Annotated in this window: 19 protein-coding genes and 1 pseudogene; 11 read left to right on the plus strand and 9 right to left on the minus strand. The window is 71.8% G+C overall.

Annotated features, from left to right (window positions below; genetic code table 11):
- Positions 1-20: 20 nt before the first annotated feature.
- Complete coding sequence (locus BA175_RS02440; RefSeq protein ID WP_069169519.1) at positions 21-734, minus strand: hypothetical protein; 714 nt, start codon at positions 732-734, stop codon at positions 21-23.
- Positions 735-999: 265 nt separating this feature from the next.
- On the opposite strand from BA175_RS02440, the gene gcl reads away from it, so the two are divergent.
- Positions 1000-2784 carry a glyoxylate carboligase gene (gene gcl, locus BA175_RS02445; protein ID WP_069169520.1) on the plus strand — a complete coding sequence of 595 codons (1785 nt, stop codon included), beginning with the start codon at positions 1000-1002 and terminating at the stop codon, positions 2782-2784.
- Between the two features lie 407 nt (positions 2785-3191).
- Here the strand turns inward: gcl and BA175_RS02450 are convergent, their stop codons facing one another.
- The 3 genes from BA175_RS02450 to BA175_RS02460 all read right to left on the minus strand — a co-directional run bounded on the left by BA175_RS02450 (position 3192) and on the right by BA175_RS02460 (position 6621).
- Complete coding sequence (locus BA175_RS02450) at positions 3192-4649, minus strand: catalase (RefSeq protein ID WP_069169521.1); 1458 nt, start codon at positions 4647-4649, stop codon at positions 3192-3194.
- Between the two features lie 184 nt (positions 4650-4833).
- On the minus strand, positions 4834-5727 hold the full coding sequence (locus BA175_RS02455; protein WP_069169522.1) for a 2-hydroxy-3-oxopropionate reductase: 894 nt from the start codon (positions 5725-5727) through the stop codon (positions 4834-4836).
- A 51-nt stretch (positions 5728-5778) separates the two neighbouring features.
- Positions 5779-6621, minus strand: coding sequence for a TIM barrel protein (locus BA175_RS02460; protein WP_069169523.1), 843 nt, complete (start codon positions 6619-6621; stop codon positions 5779-5781).
- A gap of 289 nt (positions 6622-6910) precedes the next feature.
- Between BA175_RS02460 and BA175_RS02465 the strand changes: the two genes are divergently transcribed.
- From BA175_RS02465 to BA175_RS02495, 7 genes are all read left to right on the plus strand, one after another.
- Complete coding sequence (locus tag BA175_RS02465; RefSeq protein WP_069169524.1) at positions 6911-7162, plus strand: thiamine-binding protein; 252 nt, start codon at positions 6911-6913, stop codon at positions 7160-7162.
- Positions 7159-7560 (plus strand): helix-turn-helix domain-containing protein, encoded by a 402-nt coding sequence (locus BA175_RS02470; protein WP_069169525.1) that lies wholly within the window; start codon positions 7159-7161, stop codon positions 7558-7560. The genes BA175_RS02465 and BA175_RS02470 overlap by 4 nt, the downstream gene beginning before the upstream one ends.
- Positions 7561-7816: 256 nt before the next feature.
- The gene (gene uraD / locus BA175_RS02475; protein WP_069169526.1) at positions 7817-8323 is read left to right on the plus strand and encodes a 2-oxo-4-hydroxy-4-carboxy-5-ureidoimidazoline decarboxylase; all 507 of its coding nucleotides are present in this window, start codon (positions 7817-7819) and stop codon (positions 8321-8323) included.
- Between the two features lie 93 nt (positions 8324-8416).
- On the plus strand, positions 8417-8809 hold the full coding sequence (gene uraH / locus BA175_RS02480; RefSeq protein ID WP_069169527.1) for a hydroxyisourate hydrolase: 393 nt from the start codon (positions 8417-8419) through the stop codon (positions 8807-8809).
- 6 nt (positions 8810-8815) lie between these two features.
- Complete coding sequence (gene pucL, locus BA175_RS02485) at positions 8816-9739, plus strand: factor-independent urate hydroxylase (protein ID WP_069169528.1); 924 nt, start codon at positions 8816-8818, stop codon at positions 9737-9739.
- Between the two features lie 246 nt (positions 9740-9985).
- Entirely contained in the window at positions 9986-11374 is a 1389-nt protein-coding gene (locus BA175_RS02490) for an 8-oxoguanine deaminase (RefSeq protein ID WP_069169529.1), read from the plus strand.
- A 219-nt stretch (positions 11375-11593) separates the two neighbouring features.
- Positions 11594-13060, plus strand: coding sequence for a nucleobase:cation symporter-2 family protein (locus BA175_RS02495; RefSeq protein WP_069169530.1), 1467 nt, complete (start codon positions 11594-11596; stop codon positions 13058-13060).
- Between the two features lie 63 nt (positions 13061-13123).
- Here BA175_RS02495 and BA175_RS02500 read toward each other — a convergent pair whose 3' ends face one another.
- On the minus strand, positions 13124-14002 hold the full coding sequence (locus BA175_RS02500; RefSeq protein WP_069169531.1) for a chitosanase: 879 nt from the start codon (positions 14000-14002) through the stop codon (positions 13124-13126).
- Between the two features lie 193 nt (positions 14003-14195).
- Here BA175_RS02500 and BA175_RS02505 point away from each other — a divergent pair, with 193 nt between their 5' ends.
- Positions 14196-14879 (plus strand): alpha/beta fold hydrolase, encoded by a 684-nt coding sequence (locus tag BA175_RS02505; protein ID WP_069169532.1) that lies wholly within the window; start codon positions 14196-14198, stop codon positions 14877-14879.
- Positions 14880-15050: 171 nt separating this feature from the next.
- On the opposite strand, the gene BA175_RS02510 is transcribed toward BA175_RS02505, so the two are convergent.
- The gene (locus tag BA175_RS02510; RefSeq protein ID WP_069169533.1) at positions 15051-15662 is read right to left on the minus strand and encodes a TIGR03086 family metal-binding protein; all 612 of its coding nucleotides are present in this window, start codon (positions 15660-15662) and stop codon (positions 15051-15053) included.
- Between the two features lie 123 nt (positions 15663-15785).
- Here BA175_RS02510 and BA175_RS02515 point away from each other — a divergent pair, with 123 nt between their 5' ends.
- Positions 15786-16778 (plus strand): fibronectin type III domain-containing protein, encoded by a 993-nt coding sequence (locus BA175_RS02515; RefSeq protein WP_069169534.1) that lies wholly within the window; start codon positions 15786-15788, stop codon positions 16776-16778.
- Between the two features lie 255 nt (positions 16779-17033).
- Here BA175_RS02515 and BA175_RS02520 read toward each other — a convergent pair whose 3' ends face one another.
- Entirely contained in the window at positions 17034-18323 is a 1290-nt protein-coding gene (locus BA175_RS02520) for a M48 family metallopeptidase (protein ID WP_069169535.1), read from the minus strand.
- 186 nt (positions 18324-18509) lie between these two features.
- Between BA175_RS02520 and BA175_RS02525 the strand changes: the two genes are divergently transcribed.
- Entirely contained in the window at positions 18510-18944 is a 435-nt protein-coding gene (locus tag BA175_RS02525) for a DUF2267 domain-containing protein (RefSeq protein WP_069169536.1), read from the plus strand.
- Between the two features lie 579 nt (positions 18945-19523).
- On the opposite strand, the gene BA175_RS29185 is transcribed toward BA175_RS02525, so the two are convergent.
- Both BA175_RS29185 and BA175_RS02530 read right to left on the minus strand, forming a co-directional pair.
- A complete protein-coding gene (locus tag BA175_RS29185; protein ID WP_079159345.1) occupies positions 19524-19730 on the minus strand; it encodes a DUF397 domain-containing protein in 207 nt (68 codons plus the stop codon).
- 41 nt (positions 19731-19771) lie between these two features.
- Positions 19772-20158, minus strand: a pseudogene (locus BA175_RS02530) (Scr1 family TA system antitoxin-like transcriptional regulator); the annotation flags it as partial.
- Positions 20159-20265: the final 107 nt, after the last annotated feature.

Below are 20265 nucleotides of genomic sequence, written 5' to 3' on the forward strand. Positions count from 1 at the left end.
GGCGGCAGTATGGCCGACCGTCACGGCCCCGTGCTGACCCAGGCGTCGGCGGGGCCGTTCACCGGCTGCGGGGTTCCCGTGAGGTCCAGGACGAAGAGCGGGACGGCGAGACCGTCGGCGCGGGAGCGGGCGTCCCGCGTGTAACCGGCGAGGGAGAAGAGGACAGCGGTCACCGAGGTGTTGAGGCCGTGGAGCCAGAGGCACTCGACATCGCGCGGGGTGGTCGCCCGCGTGGTCGAGTCGACCTGTGCGATGAGTCCGGCCGCCCGCAGGTCTATCCGGGAGGCCGGCCGCACCTCGGACTGGACGACCTCGCGGTAGCCCAGCCACGTGAGGTAGAGGGCTGCCGCGCTCACCGCGTCGCGGGCCGTGCGGATCACCAGGGGCCGGAACGCGGGGCGTGGACGCGCGGCCGTGGGCGGCGGGGGCGCGGGGGAGGGGCCGGCCGGGGCGGGGGGCGTGGTGCCCCGCGTCGCCACCGGCCGTACGGGTATGCGCAGGACGGCCCCGCAGGGGCAGCAGAGTTCGGGGTGCGGCCACTGGTCGCGGCGCCCGCAGGAGTGGCAGCGCACGCTGACCCAGTCGTCGTTCCAGGTGCGGTGGGTGATCGGTTCGGCCGGGGCGCCGCGCATCAGGGGCGGGGCGGTGGGGGAACCGCACGGGCAGGGGTAGACCGGCGTGATGTACGCGTGGTCCCGGCTGCAGACCGGGCAACGCACCGGTACGGATTCCACGTGCTCCCCCTCCCCGCCGCCGGTGCGGCGGCGACTGCGGTGCGTTCCCCATCGTCCACCAGGAACGCGCCCTCGGCAGCTACTTGGCGCACTTCCTCCGTCCTGCTCTCCCCGCGCCCCTTCCCTGCTCCCCGTCCCTTGACGGCCGCGTGGGCCCGTTCTACATTCATTCCGTATAGCAGAACAAATTTTCCATCATGCGGAATTTGTGCTCTCAGGTGGCGCGACAGAGCCCGAATCCACCACGTCCGAGCAGGAGCACTCCATGCCTCGTATGACCGCTGCCCGCGCGGCAGTCGAGATCCTCAAGCGCGAAGGCGTCAGCAACGCGTTCGGTGTGCCGGGTGCGGCGATCAACCCGTTCTACGCGGCGCTCAAGGCCGCCGGCGGGGTGCGCCACACCCTCGCCCGCCACGTCGAGGGCGCCTCCCACATGGCCGAGGGCTACACGCGAGCCCGGGCGGGGAACATCGGCGTCTGCGTCGGCACGTCGGGTCCGGCCGGCACCGACATGATCACCGGTCTGTACTCCGCCATCGCCGACTCCGTGCCGATCCTCTGCATCACCGGCCAGGCCCCGACGGCCGTGCTCCACAAGGAGGACTTCCAGGCCGTCGACATCGCGTCGATCGCCGCACCGGTCACCAAGGCCGCCACGACCGTCCTGGAGGCGGCCCAGGTCCCGGGCGTCTTCCAGCAGGCCTTCCATCTGATGCGTACCGGGCGTCCGGGCCCCGTCCTCATCGACCTGCCGATCGACGTGCAGCTCACCGAGATCGAGTTCGACCCCGACCTGTACGAGCCGCTGCCGGTGCACAGACCCGCCGCGAGCCGCAAGCAGATCGAGCGGGCCGTCGAGATGCTCAACTCCTCCGAGCGCCCGCTGCTCGTCGCGGGCGGCGGCGTCATCAACGCCGATGCCTCCGCCCTGCTGGTGGAGTTCGCCGAACTGACCGGAGTCCCGGTCGTCCCCACCCTGATGGGCTGGGGCGTCCTGCCGGACGACCACGAGCTGAACGCCGGCATGGTCGGCCTGCAGACCTCGCACCGCTACGGCAACGCGACCTTCCTGGAATCCGACTTCGTCCTCGGTATCGGCAACCGCTGGGCCAACCGCCACACCGGCAGGCTCGACGTCTACACCCGGGGCCGCACCTTCGTCCACGTCGACATCGAGCCCACCCAGCTGGGCAAGATCTTCGCCCCTGACCTGGGCATCGCCTCCGACGCCCGGGCGGCGCTGGAGCTGTTCGTCGAGGTGGCGCGCGAGCGGAAGGCCGCGGGCGAGCTGAAGGACCGCTCGCAGTGGGCGGCCTCCGCCCAGGAGCGCCGCGCGACGCTGCAGCGCCGTACGCACTTCGACGACGTCCCCCTCAAGCCGCAGCGGGTGTACGAGGAGATGAACCGGGCGTTCGGCCCCGAGACCCGCTACGTCACCACCATCGGCCTCTCGCAGATCGCGGGTGCGCAGATGCTGCACGTCTACCGGCCGCGCCACTGGATCAACTGCGGCCAGGCCGGGCCGCTCGGCTGGACGATCCCGGCGGCGCTGGGCGTCGCCACGGCCGACCCCACGGGCTCCGTCGTCGCGCTCTCCGGCGACTACGACTTCCAGTTCATGCTGGAGGAACTGGCGGTCGGAGCGCAGCACCGCATCCCGTACGTCCACGTGCTGGTGAACAACTCCTACCTGGGGCTCATCCGGCAGGCACAGCGCGCCTTCGACATCGACTTCCAGGTCAACCTGGAGTTCGAGAACCTCAACTCACCGGAGCTGGGCGTCTACGGCGTGGACCACGTCAAGGTCGTCGAAGGCCTGGGCTGCAAGGCGATCCGGGTCACCGAGCCCGACCGGCTGCTGCCGGCCTTCGAGGAGGCGAAGAAGCTGGCTGCCGAGTTCCGGGTGCCGGTGGTGGTCGAGGCCGTCCTGGAGCGGGTCACCAACATCTCGATGAGCGGTTCCGACATCGCGTCGGTCGTCGAGTTCGAGGACGTGGCCTCGGAGCCGGGACACGCGCCGACGGCGATCCGCGCGCTGACGGCCTTCTGACCGTCCCGCCCCACGGATGGGAGGACCTCGGCGGCCCGCGGGCCGCCGAGGTCCTCCTGCCGCGCCGGACCCGTCGCTCGTCTTCTCGCGTCCGCCCTGGCCGACGACCACCCCGTACCGTCCGGCGTCCGCCATGGGCGGCTCCGCCCCGGGGCGGAGCCGCGGTGTGCCGCAGTCCGCACGAAGGACGGCGCGGGGGTGCCGTGCACCCCCGCGCCGTCCCTGTGCATCACAGCGACCGCGGCGGCGGCGAGCGGGCCGGGAGCCGGCTCCTTCAGGTCCGGAGCCGGCCGCCGTGCCCTTCACCACCGCACTGGCGTCGTCCGCCGCCGCGGTCCCGTCCTGCCCGGGCCGCACGTGCCCCCTCATCCGGGTGCGCGGCGCGGGCAGGGTCCTGGGAGGGAGGGTCAGTCGTCGCGCAGGGCGCGGACGGCCTCCTCGACGCGCCTGCCGTACTCGGCGTCGGCGGCACGGAAGTGGGCCAGGTTCTTCTCGATCACGTCGTCACGGGTGACCTGCGAGAGGCCTCCGGCGATGTTGGCGACCAGCCGGCCCTTCTCCTCGTCCGACATGAGCCGGTACAGCTCGCCCGCCTGGAAGAAGTCGTCGTCCTTCGGGTGCGCGGGCGCCTCGTGCGTACCCGTCCAGCCGTTCACCGCGAGCGGGGCGGCCAGCGCCGCACCGGTCTGGGCGGGGCCGGCGTACGAGTTGGGCTCGTAGTTCCTGTCCTGGCGCGAGCCGTGGCGCGTCGCGTGCAGGCCGTCGCGGCCGTAGTTGTCGACGTGGGCCGCCTTCGGCGCGTTGACCGGGAGCTGGGTGTGGTTGATGCCCAGCCGGTAGCGCTGCGCGTCGGCGTACGCGAACAGCCGGCCCTGGAGCATCTTGTCCGGGGAGGGGCCGATGCCCGGCACGAAGTTGTTGGGGGAGAACGCCGCCTGCTCGACCTCGGCGAAGACGTTGTCCGGGTTTCGGTCCAGCACCAGGCGGCCGACGCGGCGCAGCGGGTAGTCGGCGTGCGGCCACACCTTCGTCACGTCGAACGGGTTGAAGCGGTAGTCCGCCGCCTCCGCGGCCGGCATGACCTGCACGTGCAGCGTCCACGACGGGTTCACCCCGCGCTCGATGGCCTGCAGCAGGTCGGTCTGGTGCGAGCTCGCGTCCTTGCCGACCAGCTCGGCGGCCTGCTCGGCGGAGAGGGAGCGCACTCCCTGGTTGGTCTTGAAGTGGTACTTGACGAAGAACGCCTCACCCCGCGCGTTCGTCCACTGGTAGGTGTGCGAGCCGTACCCGTTCATGTGGCGGTACGAGGCGGGGATGCCGCGGTCGCCCATCAGCCAGGTGACCTGGTGTGTCGCCTCGGGGCTGTGCGCCCAGAAGTCCCAGACGTTGTCCGGTTCCTGACGGCCCGTGAAGGGATCGCGCTTCTGCGAGTGGATGAAGTCGGGGAACTTGATCGGGTCCTTGACGAAGAACACCGGGGTGTTGTTGCCGACGAGGTCGTAATTGCCTTCGTCGGTATAGAACTTGAGCGCGAAGCCGCGGGGGTCGCGCACGGCGTCGGCCCCGCCCAGGGAGTCGGCGACCGTCGAGAAGCGGACGAACGTCTCGGTGCGGCGGCCGACCTCGGACAGGAAGTCGGCGCGGGTGAAGCCGGTGACGTCGTCCGTCACCTCGAAGTAGCCGTACGCGCCGGAGCCGCGCGCGTGGACGACGCGCTCCGGGATGCGCTCACGGTTGAAGCGGGCGAGCTTCTCCAGCAGATGCTGGTCCTGGAGAAGGACCGGTCCGCCGGCGCCGGCGGTGGCGGAGTTCTGGTTGTCGGCGATCGGGGCGCCTGACTCGGTCGTGAGCACACGCTGGGACATGGGGACCTTCCGTACGGGGGCTGCTGACGGCCTCAGGAGCGTAGATTCGCCGGGAACACAGCGTCAACAGTTTGTTGAATATGGAAGAGAGGGTTCCGGGCCGCGGCGGCGCCTGGGCGCGACAGGACAGGTGTCAGCGCCACCACGACCCGGAGTGCGGGGGGCCCGTGCGGGGCCGGATGTGTCAGGCCGGGGAGCCGGAGAGCCGTTCGACCGAACGCAGCAGAGCCGAGTGGTCGAGGCCTCCGTCGCCCTGTGCGCGCAGCGACGCGACCAATTGGGCCACGACGGCGCCGACGGGCAGCGCGGCACCGACGTTCCGGGCGGCGTCGGTCACGATGCCCATGTCCTTGTGGTGCAGGTCGACGCGGAAGCCGGGGGTGAAGTCCCGCTCGAGGAAGTTGTCCTTCTTGCGCGTCAGGACGGTCGAGCCGGCGAGCCCGCCGTTCAGTACGTCGAGCGCGGCGGCCAGGTCGACCCCGGACTTCTCCAGGAAGACCACGGCCTCGGCACACGCCTGGATGTTGACGGCGACGATCAGCTGGTTGGCGGCCTTCACCGTCTGGCCGGAGCCGTGCGGGCCGCAGAGCACGATCGTCCTGCCCAGCACCCGCAGCAGCGGCTGCGCGGCGTCGAAGTCGGCCTGCTCGCCGCCGGCCATGATGGACAGGACGGCCTCGATCGCGCCGGCCTCGCCGCCGGAGACGGGGGCGTCCAGTACGCGGATGCCCTTGCTCCTCGCGTTCTCGGCGAGGTCGACGGAGGTCTGCGGGGTGATGGAGGACATGTCGATCAGCAGGGCGCCTCGCCGGGCGTTCTCCAGGATGCCGTCGGGGCCGTACGCGACGGCCTCGACCTGCGGGGAGGCGGGAACCATGGTGATGACGACGTCGGCGTCGCGCACCGCCTCGGCGATGGAGGCCGCGCCCTTGCCGCCCGCGGCGACCAGCCGGTCGACCTTGTCCTTCTCCAGGGTGTAACCGGTCACGTCGTAACCGGCCTTGACCAGGTTCTCCGACATGGGTGAGCCCATGATGCCGAGACCGATCCAGGCGACCTTGGGGAGGTTGCTGCTCATGGGGATGCCTTCCGGGTGAGCGTGTGTACGAGGGGACGGTGGCCGGGGCCCTCAGCGGGTCGCCGCGCGGTCCTCCGCCGGGAGCCAGGTGAAGGAGTCGGCGCTGGGCCGGTCGCCCGGCTTGTACTCCAGGCCGACCCAGCCCGCGTAACCGGCCTGCGCCAGCTCGTCGAGGAGCTGTTCCAGCGGGAGCGAACCTGTACCGGGCGCTCCGCGGCCGGGATTGTCGGCGATCTGGACGTGGCCGGTCTTCGCGGCGTACGTCTTGATCACCTGGCCGAGGTCCTCGCCGTTCATCGACAGGTGGTAGAGGTCCAGCAGGAACGCGGCGTTGCCCAGGCCGGTCGCCGCGTTGACGCGGTCGACGACCTCCACGGCCGCCGGTGCGCTCACCAGGGGGTAGAGCGGCGACTCCGGCTCGTTGAGGGCCTCGATCAGGAGTGCCGCCCCGATCCGGTCGGCGGCGCGGGCCGCCAGGGTGAGGTTCTCCAGGGCGAGCTCGTCCTGGGCCGCCGGGTCCACGCCCTCGACGCGGTTGCCGTACAGGGCATTGAGCGCCTTGCAGCCGACCGAGGCGGCGAAGCCGGCCGCCACCTCGATGTTGGCACGGAAGCGGTCCGACTCCTCGCCCGGCACGGAGAGCGCGCCGCGGTCGGGGCCGGGCAGCTGCCCCGCGTAGAAGTTCAGTCCCACCAGCTGCGTGCCCGCGTCGTCGAGCGCCTTCTTCAGGGCATCGAGCTCGGCCTGCGCGGGGGTGGGGGTCCCGGTCCAGGGCCACCAGAGCTCGACCGCGGTGAAGCCCGCCGCGGCGGCTGCCGCGGGGCGCTCCAGGAGCGGGAGTTCGGTGAAGAGGAGGGAGAGGTTCACATCGAAGCGCCGGCCCGAGTGACCCATAGTGCGCTCCTTCCGTATTGCGGAAGTTAGTTTCTGCTTAACGGAAGATTGCCCGGCGGGCGGCGAGACTGTCAAGGGGCGGCCCGCATCCCGGACGCCCGGGCAGCGGGCAGTGGATGTGCGGACTCGCGCCCGTACCGCCCCGCGGGAGCGTCGGGCGCCCGGGCGGACGCTCACGCGTCCGGCGTTCGGCCCGGGGGAGCGGCCCCGCCTCGCATCGAAGGCGGTGCCTTAAGGTCGGGGCGAGCCGTGCGAGCCGACGGACGCGGCGGGACATGAGGGAGGCGCTGTGCGTCTGAGGGTGGAATTCACCACCGAGCCGTTCGATCTCGACGAGGCGCCCGCTCACGCGGTGGCGGCCCGGGAGGTCATCCGGACCGCCGACCTGGACGCGGTGGACGTGGGCCCCTTCGGGAACACGGTCGAAGGGGAGACCGGCCAGGTCCTGGCCGCGGTGGATTCCCTGCTCCGCGAGGTGCTGGCCGCAGGAGCCACCCGGGTCTCCCTCCAGCTCAACGTGATCGGGGAGGATGCCCCGTGACCGCGCCCGCCGACCACCCCCCGGCCGTGCCCGCCGACCACCCCCTGGTCGCGGCGGTGAAACCGCTGATCGACGCCATGGGTGCCGAGATGCTGGATCCGGGGCAGGCCACCGGCGAGGACGTGGTGCTCGCGTGGGAGGGGGCGGACGTCCTGGCTGTCCGGCTCCCGCAACTCTCCGCGTCGCTCGACCACATCCTGGCCGCGATGGAGCGCAGTCACGGGATGCCGCTGGCCGACCTGGACCGCAGGGCCAAGCAGCGCGTGGTGCGCACGCTCGAGGCGCGCGGCGCCTTCGCGGTGCGGCACGGGGTGGAGACGGTCGCCGGTGCCCTCGGGGTCTCCCGCTTCACCGTCTACAACTACCTGAACAGGGAAAACGCGGCCAAGGGCGAGTAAGGGCGGTCCCGTTGCCTCCGGTGGGTGCGCGGCGGGGCCGCGGTGCCTCGACGCGTCGATCGAACGGCCGCACCCCCGGTGCGAAGGTGTCGGGCGGCCCCCGATCGCGCGTGGGGGCCCGGTGCCGCCGCCCCGCAGCCGGGCGGCGGCATCATCTGTTCGTGGAATTTCAACAAACTGTTGACGTGGTGTTGTGGAGGGCGTTAGCTATCCGCAGCCCGACAACGCACAGCGAAGAACAGCCACGGAGGCTCCCGTGACTTCGAGCTCCACACCGGGCCTCGCCCGGTTCAACACCCTGACGGCCGAAGAGGCCGTGACCGCGCTGCACGAGGTGTGTGCCAGTGCGCGATGGGGAAGCACCGTTCTCGCCCACCGGCCGTACGCCGGCACGGAAGCCCTGCTCTCGGCGAGTGACGCCGCCATGGCCGAACTCGGTCCAAAGGACCTGGCGGAGGCGATGGCGGGGCACCCGCCGATCGGCCGCCCCGAGCCGGGAGACCCGGCCTCCGCCCGCGAACAGCGGGGAATGGCGGACGCGTCCGAGGAGCTCAGGGCCGAGATGCTCGCACTCAACCTGGCCTACCAGGAGCGGTTCGGGCATGTCTTCCTGATCTGCGCCACCGGAGCCACCGGTGAGCAGATGCGTGATGCCGTGAAGACCAGGATCGGCAATCCCCCCGAGCGGGAACGCGAGATCGTCCGCACCGAACTGGGAAAGATCAACCGCATCCGGCTCACCCGCCTCGTACAGCACTCATGAGGCCCCGCAACCCCTGAGGCCCCGCACCACGGCGGGCTTCGTGGCGCAGCGGGCCTCGAAACCGCACCCGTGAGAACAAGGAGCGTGACGGTCTTGAGCACCGACACCACCGCATCGGTGTCCACCCACGTCCTGGACACCAGCATCGGCCGGCCGGCCGTGGCCGTCACCGTCTCCCTGGCCGCCCGCAGCGGCGGCGCAGCGCAGTACGTGACGCTCGGCGGATCCGCGACCGACGCGGACGGGCGCTGCACAGACCTGCCGGCTCTGCCGGAAGGCACCACCCACGTACGGCTCGTCCTCGACACCGAGTCGTACTTCACCGCGAAGAAGCAAGCCGAGGCGCAGCAGGACGCCCCCCGCGTAAGGGACAGCGGCGCGTTCTTCCCGGAGGTGACGATCGCATTCGCCGTCACCCCGGGGGAGCACTATCACGTACCGCTGCTGCTCAACCCGTTCGGCTACTCCGTTTACCGAGGGAGCTAGCAGGCCATGCCCACGATTCTCGGCCAGAACCAGTACGGCAAAGCAGAGAACCGCGTCGTCAGGATCACGCGGGACGGCGACACCCACCACATCAAGGACCTCAACGTCTCCGTCGCCCTCTCCGGCGACATGGACGACGTCCACTACTCGGGATCCAACGCCAACGTCCTGCCGACCGACACCACCAAGAACACGGTGTTCGCCTTCGCCAAGGAGCACGGCGTCGAGTCCGCCGAGCAGTTCGGCATCCACCTGGCCCGCCACTTCGTCAGCTCGCAGGAGCCGATCAAGGTGGCCCGGATCAGGATCGAGGAGTACGCCTGGGAGCGGATCGCGACCTCCGACGGCAACTCCAGGTTCATCGGCGCCGACGAGGTCAGGCACTCCTTCGTCCGCAAGGGCCAGGAGACCCGCACCACCCAGATCACCTACGACGGCGAGACGTGGGAGGTCATCTCCGGCCTCAAGGACCTCACGGTCCTCAACTCCACCAACTCGGAGTTCTGGGGCTACGTCAAGGACCGGTACACGACGCTCAAGGAGGCGTACGACCGTATCCTGGCGACCGACGTCTCCGCCAGGTGGCGCTACAACTGGACCGACGACGCGCAGCCCATGCCGAGGTGGGAGAAGTCGTACGCGCAGGCGCGCACGCACATGCTCGAGGCCTTCGCCGAGACGTACTCCCTCTCGCTGCAGCAGACCCTGTACCAGATGGGCTCCCGCATCATCAACAGCCGGAGCGAGATCGACGAGATCCGCTTCTCGCTGCCGAACAACCACCACTTCCTCGTGGACCTCGAACCGTTCGGCCTCGAGAACGACAACGAGGTGTACTTCGCGGCCGACCGCCCCTACGGCCTCATCGAGGCGACGGTGCTCCGGGACGGCGTCGAGCCGAGGATCCCGGTCGACATGACCAATCTCTGACGCGGCGCCGGACCGGCCCCGTCCCCGTGCGGGCGGGGGCCGGTCGTCCCGGAGGGACATCCGTGGCACAGCCCGCACGGGGACGGCGAAATCCCCGTGTACCGCACCGACCACCGCCACCGGCGCGGCCGTTCACCCGGCGGACGGTCGCGCCCGCCGTCCGGGCGGACGACGCTCCTTCCGGCACACCCCCCGAGGGCCGTCCCGCAGTGCCCGTACCTCCCCCGGAACGAGGAAGGAAGCGCCATGGCAGCACCGGCAGACCCGCAGCGCATCGTCATCGAGGGCTGTGCCGTCGCCACCGTCGACGCCGACGACACCGAGTACGCCCGCGGGCACATCGTCGTGGCGGGCAACCGCATCGAGTCCGTCGGCCCCGGCAGGGCCCCGGAGGGCCTCGCGAACGTCGTACGGCGTATCGACGGCACGGGACACCTGGCCACGCCCGGCCTGGTCAACACCCACCACCACTTCTACCAGTGGATCACCAGGGGCCTGGCCACCGACCACAACCTCTTCGACTGGCTGGTCGCCCTGTACCCGACGTGGGCGCGCATCGACGAACCGATGGTCCGCGCCGCCGCGCAGGGGTCGCTCGCCATGATGGCCCGGGGCGGCGTCACCACCGCGACGGACCACCACTACGTCCACCCGCGGGGCTCCGGCGACCTCTCCGGCGCCGTCATCGGCGCGGCCCGTGACATGGGCGTACGGTTCACCCTCGCCCGGGGGTCCATGGACCGCGGTGAGAAGGACGGGGGGCTGCCGCCGGACTTCGCCGTCGAGTCCCTCGACGAGGCGCTCGCTGCGACCGAGGCGACCATCGACGCCCACCACGACGCCTCCTTCGACGCGATGACACAGATCGCCGTCGCGCCCTGCTCGCCCTTCTCCGTCTCCACCCGGCTCCTCACCCAGGCAGCGGAACTGGCGCGCCGCCGGGGCGTGCGTCTGCACACCCACGGCTCGGAGACCGTCGAGGAGGAGCGGTTCTGCAAGGAACTCTTCGGGTGCGGACCGACCGACTACTTCGAGTCGGCCGGCTGGCTCGGCGACGACGTGTGGATGGCGCACTGCGTCCACATGGACGACTCCGACATCGCCGCCTTCGCCCGCACCGGAACGGGCGTCGCGCACTGCCCGTCCTCCAACGCCCGCCTCGCCGCGGGCACGGCCCGGGTCCCCGACATGCTCGCCGCCGGGGTACCGGTCGGCCTCGGCGTCGACGGCACCGCCTCCAACGAGTCAGGCGAACTCCACACCGAACTGCGCAACGCCCTCCTGATCAACCGCCTCGGCGCCCACCGCGAGAAGGCCCTCGACGTACGCGGGGCGCTGCGCCTGGGGACGTACGGCGGTGCCCAGGTCCTCGGCCGCGCCGGGGAGATCGGCTCCCTCGAGGCGGGCAAGCTCGCCGACCTCGTCCTGTGGAAGCTGGACACCCTCGCCCACGCCTCCATCGCCGACCCGGTGACCGCCCTCGTCCTCGGCGCCGCGGCCCCCGTCACCCTCTCCCTCGTCGACGGCAGACCCGTCGTCGAGGCCGGCCGCCTGACCACCGTGGACGAGGACGCCGTCGCCCGCGCGACCCGCGACGAGGCACGGCGCCTGGCGCGGATCGCCGCCGGAACCTGACGGTTCCCCCCGACAGGCCGGCCGAGGGGGACGGCCCTCGGCCGGCCGCCGCGGACCCACCGGTCCGCGGCAGCCCGCGCGGGTGCGCGTACCACGCGTACGTGCCCCGCGCGGGTGCACCGAGCTGCCCGCACCAGCTGCACGACCTGCCCCAACGCACCACTCAGCACCACCTCCCTGACAACCACGTCGCCGACGTGTACCCGACCGGAGGAAGCCGTGGCAGCTACGCCCAGGTTTCGCAAGGAAGCAGTCGAAGAACCCGGCAGGCAGGACGCCGCCGGAACCGGCCGGAAGCATCCGGTCGACGAAACGCTCCCGCCCCTCAGGATGTTCACCAGCGGTCTGCAGCACGTGGCCGCGATGTACGCGGGTGTGGTGGCCCCGCCCATGATCGTGGGGCCCGCCGTGGGGCTCGGCGCGGAGGAGACCGCCTTCCTCATGGGGGCGAGCCTCTTCACCGCGGGCATAGCCACCCTGCTCCAGACCCTCGGCTTCTGGCGCGTCGGTGCCCGGCTGCCGTTCGTCAACGGCGTCTCGTTCGCCGGGGTGACCCCGATGATCGCGATCGGCAAGGACCGGGGACACGACGGCATCGCCGTCATCTTCGGTGCGATCATCGTCGCCAGCCTCCTCGGCTTCGTCCTCGCGCCGTACTTCTGCAAACTCGTACGGTTCTTCCCGCCGGTCGTCACGGGCACCGTCATCACGCTGATCGGTGTCTCGCTCCTGCCGGTCGCCTTCACCTGGTCGCAGGGCGGCAACGCGAACGCCGGCGACTACGGTTCGACGACCAACATCACCATGGCCGCCGTGACCCTCGTGATCGTGCTCGCCCTGCGCAAGCTGCTGCGCGGCTTCCTCCAGCAGATCGCGATCCTGCTCGGCCTGGCCGTCGGCACCCTGATCGCCGTACCCGTCGGCATCACGGACTTCGGGGCGCTGGGCGACGCCGACCTGGTCGGCTTCCCGACGCCGTTCCACTTCGGTGCCCCGCAGTTCGAGATCGCCGCCATCGTCTCGATGTGCATCGTGATGCTGGTCTGCATGACCGAGTCCACCGCCGACATGCTGGCCCTCGGCAGGATCGTCGGCCGGCCGGCGGACGAGCGGACCATCGAGGGCGGCCTGCGCGCGGACACCCTCGGCAGTGCCCTCAGCCCCCTCTTCAACGGCTTCATGTGCAGCGCCTTCGCGCAGAACATCGGGCTGGTCGCGATGACCAAGGTCCGCAGCCGGTTCGTGGTCGCCGTGGGCGGAGTCATCCTGGTGGTCCTCGGGCTCGTCCCCGTCGCCGCGTCCGTCATCGCCCTCGTACCGCTCCCGGTGCTCGGCGGCGCCGGGATCGTGCTGTTCGGCTCGGTCGCCGCGAGCGGCATCCAGACCCTGGCCGCCGCCGCCCTGGAGAAGGGCGAGAACGCGCTGATCGTCGCCGCCGCCGTGGGGGTCGGCCTCATCCCGATCGCCGCGCCGGACTTCTACCACGCCTTCCCCCAGGACCTGCTCGTCGTCCTGGACTCGGGCATCTCGACCGGCTGTGTCGTGGCGATCGTGCTGAACCTGGCCTTCAACCACCTGGGGCGGAAACCCGACGCGGACGGTGCCCCGGGCGGTCGGACGGCGGACGGGGAAGCCGCGGACACCGGCCGGCCGAAGGACCCGATGGCCCTGCCCGTCGTCCCTTGACCGGCCGGCGCGCGTACGGCCTTCCCGACGAGGGACGCCGTACGCGCACCGGGGCCGGCGGCGTCAGCCGATGTGGTAACTGTCGCCGTACACCCGCCAGTCGAGCGGCGGGTCGAGGTCCAGGTTGCCGTTCCGCAGGAAGACCCGCTGGGCCGTGTCGACCCGGCTGGTGTCCGAGTGGGCCTCCTCCTGCTTCATGGCCCGGACCCGGGCGTCCAGGAAAGCGTCGAGGTAGGCGACCTCGTCGCCGCCCTGCGACGGGGGCCGGGCCCGGTCCAGGGCCGCCCGCCGGATGGAGCCGAAGCTCGCGCTGTCGTCGCCCCCGCCGTGCATGACGAGGGCGTCGTAGTACGCGAACTGCCCGAGCGTGCCCAGTCCGTCGGCCTTGCCCTGGCGGACGGCCGGATCGAAGTACACCCGGTCCCGTTCGTCGTTCTGTGCCTGCTCGAACGCGGGATCGGTGGCCGCCTCGGCCCAGTCCCGGGTGAAGCCGGGGTCGAGTCCGTCGTGCGAGTCGGTGCCGTCCACCTCGCGCAGGGCGGGCAGGTACTTCTCCAGGACGTTGCCCGGAGCGCGGCGCGCGTACAGCTCCACCAGGTCGAGCATGTCACCGGTGCCGGAGCAGAAACCGATGATGCCGGCGGTGTAGCCGCGGCCGTCGCCGATGTCCTCGATGTAGCCGTACTGCGCCTTCCAGTCCAGCGAGGAGTTCTCCGCGCTGGAGACCAGCTGCATCGCGATGTCCTTCTTCGCGGGGTCGTCGAGCCCGGCCGTGGCTGCCTCCAGGTGATGAGCGGCCGGCGGCGTGGGGGCGCCGGCGTGGGCGGTGACCGGAATCGCGGTGAGGGCCAGCCCGAGGGCGACCGCGGCGAGACCGGCGGGGCGGGTGAAGCGTGCGAGACGGATGGTGCGACGTGCGGTGCCGTTGTGGGGGTGGAGCACCAGACCTCCAAAGGGAGTTCGTCGTTCCGGTGTTCTGTTAGGAAGCTTTCCTATCAGGCTCCGGGAGTGCCGTACAGACCCCCGGCACGGGTGGGCCGAAACACCTCGCAGGGAGGGGCCCGGCAGCCCGTGCCCGAGCTGCCGGGACGGGGGCCGGAACCGGTGGAGGTCCGGCGGCTGTAGCGTTCGGGGCATGGAAGATCAGTCTGTTGTGGATGTCGGCGACGTCCGGCTGGCGTACCGGGCCTGGGGCGACCCGTTCGGCTCGCCCGTCGTCCTGCTGCACGGCCTCGGTGGCTCGTCCGCGAGCTGGGAGGCGGTGGGCGGCCTGCTGGGCGAGGAGTGGCGGGTCTACGCCCTCGACCTGCGGGGGCACGGCGAGAGCGACTGGCCGGACGAGTACGGCTTCGAGCAGATGAGGGACGACGTCCTCGGTTTCCTCGATGAGCTCGACCTCGACCGGGTCGGGCTGGTCGGGCACGCCATGGGCGGGGTGGTCGCCTACCTCCTCGCCGAGGAGCACGCGGACCGGGTGGAGCGGCTCGTCCTGGTGGAGACCCCGCCGCCCTTCCCCGGGCAGCTCCCCGCCGAGGACACCTTGCCGGGGCCGGTGGACTACGACGAGAACGCCGTTCCGGCCGTCCGTGCCCAGACAGAGGAGCCCGACCCTCGGTGGGAGGAGGAGCTGGGCCAGATCGTCGCGCCCACCCTGATGATCGCGGGCGGCCCGGAGAGCGGAATGCCCCAGGGCAGGCTCCCCGACATGGCCTCGCTCGTCCCGGACTGCCGGCTCCTCACCCTGGGGGGCGGCCACCAGGTGCACATGCGCCACCCCGACCAGGTGGCCCAGCAGATCACCGAGTTCTTCACCAGCTGACCCGTGGGGGCTTCAGCGGCGAGGGGGACCGTCGCGGAGCCCAGGCCTCCGACGAGGAGGACCGTGCCCGCGGTCGGAGAACCCGCCTGGGGCGGCGCGGGCCGACCGGGCGGACCCGCCAGCTCCGCCGCTCCGGCGGGGACGGTGTGTTCGGCGGGGGGTGACCAGACGTCAGCCCCGCCCGCCCGGCCCGTCCGGCTGCCAGTCCGGGTGGCGTCCGCTCAGCCCGATGACCTGGTCCAGCAGCGGGGCGCCGGGCGGGACGGGGACCGGTGTGCCGAAGAGCGGGCCGTCGCCGTCGGCGGGCGTGAGCAGCGCCTGCGACGAGCGCAGGCTCGCCTCGTCCGCCCGGAACGGCTGGCCGGTCGCGCGGGCCAGGTCCCAGCCGTGCACGACCAGCTCGTTCAGCGCGACCATGGCGGCGACCTGGCCCGGCAGGTCCACGCCGCCGGCCCGGGTCATGCCCTCCTGGGCGCCGGGCGAGCGCCATGCCGCGACCAGCTCGTCCAGCAGCGGGGGCAGCGCCTCGCGCCAGTCGTCGGGGAGCGGGGGCAGCCCCGAGGCGGGGGAGGTGTCGGTCGCCGGCCCGAACCGCTTGCGCGCCGCGTCGCCGAAGGCGGCGGTCAGCCCGACGATGTGCGCGAGCAGATCGCGTACGGCGTAGTCGGGGCAGGGGGTCGGGCCGGTGAGCCGGCGGTCGTCGACCGCGGCGGCGAGTGCGCCCATCTCCCGGGCCGCCGGTTCCAGATCGATCACGGGTGTGGTTCCGCTGTGCGTGTCCATACCTGGGGGACCGCTCCCGGGCCCGGAACTCATCGCCGGAGCGGGACATTGCGGAACGTTCCCCACCGCCCCCTTGTCGGCACCCCCGCCCCCATGGCATATAGGTCTGGACCATTGCTCCGGATGGAAGGCACCTCCGTGCAACGCCCCCACGCGCGCACCGCGACGACCTGCTCCGCCGTCCTGCTCCTCGCCTCGCTCACCGCCTGCGCGGGCTCCGCCGAGGCGGACACCGAGAAGCCCACGACGCCCCGGGGCGTCACCGTGCAGGCGGGCAGTGCCACCTCCGTGCACGTCATGTGGGAGCAGGCCTCCGACAACAAGGGCGTCACCGGCTACGAGGTCTACCGCGAGGGCCGGAAGAGCGTCTCGGTCCCGGCGGCCAGACGGATGACGGACGTCGACGGGCTGACCGCCTCCACCGCCTACACGTTCACGGTGAGGGCCCGCGACGCCGCCGGCAACCTCTCCGCCGCGAGCACTGCCGTTCCCGTGACCACCCCCGCCGCGCCACCCGCCGACGTCGCGCCGCCGACCGCCCCCGTGACGCTGCGGGGCACGGCCGACAGCGGCCGGACGGCCACCCTGTCCTGGGGCGGCTCCACGGACGACGTCGGCGTGACCTCGTACGACGTCTACCAGGAGGACTCCCGGATCCACAGTGTCGCCGGCACCGGGACCACGGCCCGCCTCACCGGGCTGCGGCCCGGCACCGTCTACACCTTCACCGTCCGGGCCCGGGACGCGTCCGAGAAGTCCTCACCGGACAGCAACTCCCTGGACCTCACCACCCCGTCGGCCCCCGGCGCCCCCGCGAGCACCGCGCCCACGGGCCTGCGGACCACGACGAAGGCGCAAGGCGCGGAGTTCGCGGTCGACCTGTCCTGGGACCAGCCGGACACCGGCGGCGCCATTCCGGCGTACCAGCTCTTCCTGAACGGGAAGATGACCACCACGATCGTCTGGGGCGGCACACCGCCCGCCGGCCGTGCCACCTATCGGCTCACCCTCACCGACCCGCCCGGCACGCGGTACTCCCTCAAGATCCGGCCCAAGCTCCCCGACGGGACGTGGGGCGACTTCTCGGCCCAGCGCACGGTGGTCCTGGGCGGCTGACCTGGGAACCGGGCCCGGCGCCCCGCGCGCCGGGCCCATCGGGGGAGGTGTACGGTCTCCGCCCACGGCGGTGCGGGCAGGGCCGAGAGGCCGATCGGTGCGGCGACGCTCGTGCAGGAGGGGGTCCGGCGGGCGGCGCGGAGCCCTCGGCTCGTCGTCGATCCGCCCGGTTGCGGGCAGCGCCCGCGCCGGGCAACGGCCCTGCGGAGCGCCGCAGTTCCTCCGGCCGCCTGCGCCGGGAGCCCGGCGGAACAGCTACCCGGCGAAGCCGTCCCGGAGGATCTGGCGGGCCAGCCGGCTGCGGGCGTCGGCGAGTTCCCCGGTGATCCGTCGCTCCCGCTCCTCGTCCACGACCACGGCCGCCGGTACCGGCGTAGCCGACAGGAGCCGTTCGCGCCGCAGATGCGTCGGCGGGTGGGTCGAGTCGACGCGGTGTCCCCGCAGGGCGCCGGCCCGGCGCCTGCGCTCGTACTCGTGCTCGGGGATCGACCCGGCGTCCGCCGCCAGGACGTCCCACAGCCGCTCGGCCCGTTCCTCCGGCCGGTCGGTGCCCCGTCGTGCGGAGCGTGGGGCGTTCGCCTCGCGCCGCAGCGTGACCTCAGCCGAGTCCGCCACCAGGATGCGGTCCAGGAGGCCCACCGCCGCTTCGGTGGAACCGGCGCGGGCGGCCGACGAGTCGGCGAGGTACTCGGCACGCCGGCCGGCGTGCAGGGTCAGCCCGTCGAGCACCGTCAGCACGCCCTGGACCAGCGCACGCGGCACGAAGCAGACGAGGGCGACCGCCATCTCCGTGGGGGACGGGTCCTCCGCCGGCGCCAGGAAGTACCGCCACGCGGTCAGCGATCGGTACGCGGTCGCGAGGACGATCCCGCGGCGGGTGTCCCCGTTGCTGTAGTGGCCGAGTTCGTGGCCCAGCAGGGCGATGCGCTGCTGGGGAGTGAGCAGTTCCCACAGCGGCAGGCCGATGGTCAGCAGACGGCGCTCGCGCACGCCACAGGTGGTCACGCTCGCGTTCACCGCCGTATCGATCGCGATCACGTCCACGCCGCGGGTTCCGGCGACCCGGGCGATGTCGTCGACCAGCCCGTACAGCGCGGGTGCGTCGCCACGGCCCAGCACCGGGCCCTCCGTGGGCAACCGGGGCAGGCGCGGTCCGAGGGTCCACGCGAGGAAGAGGAGGAACAGGCCGAACGGCATGCCGAGACCGCCCCATCCGTACACCACGCACCAGACTCCGCCGACGACCAGGGCCAGTGTCACACCGTGCACGGCGCACGCGAGGGCATAGGCGCAGAGTGCGGGAAGGGTCCGGGCGGTGGGCGCGTGGTCGTCCCCGCCGACCTCGGCGTGCAGCCGTTCGCCGTGGCGGCGGGCGGCGACGCGACGCGCCCGGCCCAGCCGCCCCTGGACGTGCCGCTCCTCGTCCCCCTCCGGATCCACGTTCCAGTCGCACGCGGCACACCACGTGGTGAAGCGGCGGTCCGTCCGGATCTCCGTGCCGCACTCAGGACACGGCCGGGACTCTTCCTCCGTGACGACCTGCATCGAAACGTTTCCCCTCCCCTGCGGCCACTCCCCAGAAGCCGCTTGTACATGACAGGGGGCAGCTGATCACGCGGGGCGGCCGGCGTAAAGCCCGGCATCCCCTTCGTGGTAATCGTCCGATTCCGGGTACCCGGCCGGTCCGGGCCCTCCCCGGACGAGCCGCTCCGACCGAAGGGATGGAAGGCCATGCAGTACGAGGAGCTGATCGGAAAAGTGCAGGCCAGGGCCCAGCTGCCCGGCCGGGGTCCTGCCGAACGCCTGACGGGTGCGGTGCTGCGGACGCTGGCCGAGCGGGTGCCCGACGGGCTGGCCGGGCATCTGCTGGCCCAGCTGCCGTCGGCGCTGGCAGCCTCGGTGTCCGGGGAGGCGGGGGAGGCCGGGTCGCCCGCCCACGAGCCGGAGGCCGGCGGATCCGGCGAGCGCTTCGACCTCACCGCGTTCGTCGGCCGGGTCGCCTGGCGGGCCGGTGTCTCCGAGGACGTGGCGCTGCGGCAGACGGCCGCGGTTTTCGAGGTCCTGGACGCGGCCGTCGCCCCCGAGCTGATGGAGAAGCTGACGGCCGCCCTGCCGGCGGACATCGGAAAGCTGCTGCCTACCGCACGGGTCGCCGACACCGACTGATGGTTCGAGGGGGCCGGTCGACCGAGGCGCAGACGCTCGCTGTCCTCAACGGCGCGGGGTTCAGCGCGCTGGACGCCCAGGTCATCCTCAGGGGTTTGCCCTTCATCAGCATGGGGCGCGCCGATCGGCTACACGGTAGGCCCGCCACCTCCCCGTGTGAGGGCAATGGTGGCCGTAGGCATAACCCCGTACCCGCCGTCACGCGCATCAGCCTGCAGGCCCTTGGGAGAGGAAGGAGAAGGAAGCCCTCCGTCCCGAAGGAGCGGCTCATCTCCTACCCCGAGGCGTCGCCCGACTCGGACCCGCCCCCCTGCTCGGCTGGGCCGGCTGGGATCACAAGGACCAGGTGAAGGCCCTGATCAACATGGTCAACGACCGGACTGAACAGGCTGGTCGGGAGACGCCGCGCCTGACGCCGCTCATCCCCTGGACGAGCAGCGCGCCAAGCACGGGCTCTCGGCGGAGGACCTCAGGGCCTGGCGGCCGGAGAAGCCCCGTGGCAGGACGAAGAAGGCCGAGTAGCCGAAGCGCAGTGGGGCAGACCGGGGAATCCCGGCTCTCCCCACACTGCGTAGGTACTCAGTCCTGCGTAGCGAAGTCTACGAACGTGGTCCAGCTGCCTGATGCGAGAGCCAGTGCAGGCCCCGTTCTGTCCTTGGAGTCCCGGACATGGACGATGCCGGGGGAGGTGGCCACCTCGATGCATTGCCCGCCCTCACCGCTGCTGTAACTGCTCTTCACCCAGGCGCAATCGGGCAGGGACGGCACAGGCTCTTCGACGTTCATGTCTCTCCCAGCAGCTTCTCTACGAGGTTCAGCGATTCACGCACGGCCCGTGCGTACTCCTCTGTCTGCAGTAGGCCGTTGACCACATGCGTGTCGTACACATGCAGCTCGACCGCCTCCGCCTCCAGCCGCGCCGCATCCCGGAAGAACGCCGGGTACTGAGCCCGAGCCACCTCTTCCTTGCTGGCCTTCAGCACCCCGCCCGAGTCAAGCAGTTCGTCCGCCTGGTCGATGAACTTCGGCTGCGGGATGCGGCGGCCCTGCTCGAACGACACGATGGATGACGCCGCGTACCCGGTCAACGCCCCGAACTCCGCCCGCTCCAACCCTGCCCGCACCCGGAACAGCTTCAAGTGCTGGCCGAACACATGCAAGATGCCGGACCCGACCTCGTACTCCTGCTCCGGCTGCTGTCGCTGATCGTCCACGTCTCACGCCTCCCGTTACCGTGCCGCGTCGCCCTGCCTGCCTCGAACGTCCGCCTACGCATCGGCCAACGCAGTCCCCTGGGGCCGGTCATGCCTCGCACCGCGTA

The sequence above is a fragment of the Streptomyces griseus genome (assembly GCF_001715295.1).
Taxonomy (GTDB): domain Bacteria; phylum Actinomycetota; class Actinomycetes; order Streptomycetales; family Streptomycetaceae; genus Streptomyces; species Streptomyces griseus_G.

What these genes read in the sequence shown, in the direction of transcription:
- gcl (WP_069169520.1), top strand. Translation starts at nt 1,000, where the DNA reads ATGCCTCGTATGACCGCTGCCCGCGCGGCAGTCGAGATCCTCAAGCGC.
- BA175_RS02450 (WP_069169521.1), bottom strand. Translation starts at nt 4,649, where the DNA reads ATGTCCCAGCGTGTGCTCACGACCGAGTCAGGCGCCCCGATCGCCGAC.
- BA175_RS02455 (WP_069169522.1), bottom strand. Translation starts at nt 5,727, where the DNA reads ATGAGCAGCAACCTCCCCAAGGTCGCCTGGATCGGTCTCGGCATCATG.
- BA175_RS02460 (WP_069169523.1), bottom strand. Translation starts at nt 6,621, where the DNA reads ATGGGTCACTCGGGCCGGCGCTTCGATGTGAACCTCTCCCTCCTCTTC.
- pucL (WP_069169528.1), top strand. Translation starts at nt 8,816, where the DNA reads ATGCCCACGATTCTCGGCCAGAACCAGTACGGCAAAGCAGAGAACCGC.
- BA175_RS02490 (WP_069169529.1), top strand. Translation starts at nt 9,986, where the DNA reads ATGGCAGCACCGGCAGACCCGCAGCGCATCGTCATCGAGGGCTGTGCC.
- BA175_RS02505 (WP_069169532.1), top strand. Translation starts at nt 14,196, where the DNA reads ATGGAAGATCAGTCTGTTGTGGATGTCGGCGACGTCCGGCTGGCGTAC.
- BA175_RS02510 (WP_069169533.1), bottom strand. Translation starts at nt 15,662, where the DNA reads ATGGACACGCACAGCGGAACCACACCCGTGATCGATCTGGAACCGGCG.
- BA175_RS02515 (WP_069169534.1), top strand. Translation starts at nt 15,786, where the DNA reads ATGGAAGGCACCTCCGTGCAACGCCCCCACGCGCGCACCGCGACGACC.
- BA175_RS02520 (WP_069169535.1), bottom strand. Translation starts at nt 18,323, where the DNA reads ATGCAGGTCGTCACGGAGGAAGAGTCCCGGCCGTGTCCTGAGTGCGGC.
- BA175_RS02525 (WP_069169536.1), top strand. Translation starts at nt 18,510, where the DNA reads ATGCAGTACGAGGAGCTGATCGGAAAAGTGCAGGCCAGGGCCCAGCTG.
- BA175_RS29185 (WP_079159345.1), bottom strand. Translation starts at nt 19,730, where the DNA reads ATGAACGTCGAAGAGCCTGTGCCGTCCCTGCCCGATTGCGCCTGGGTG.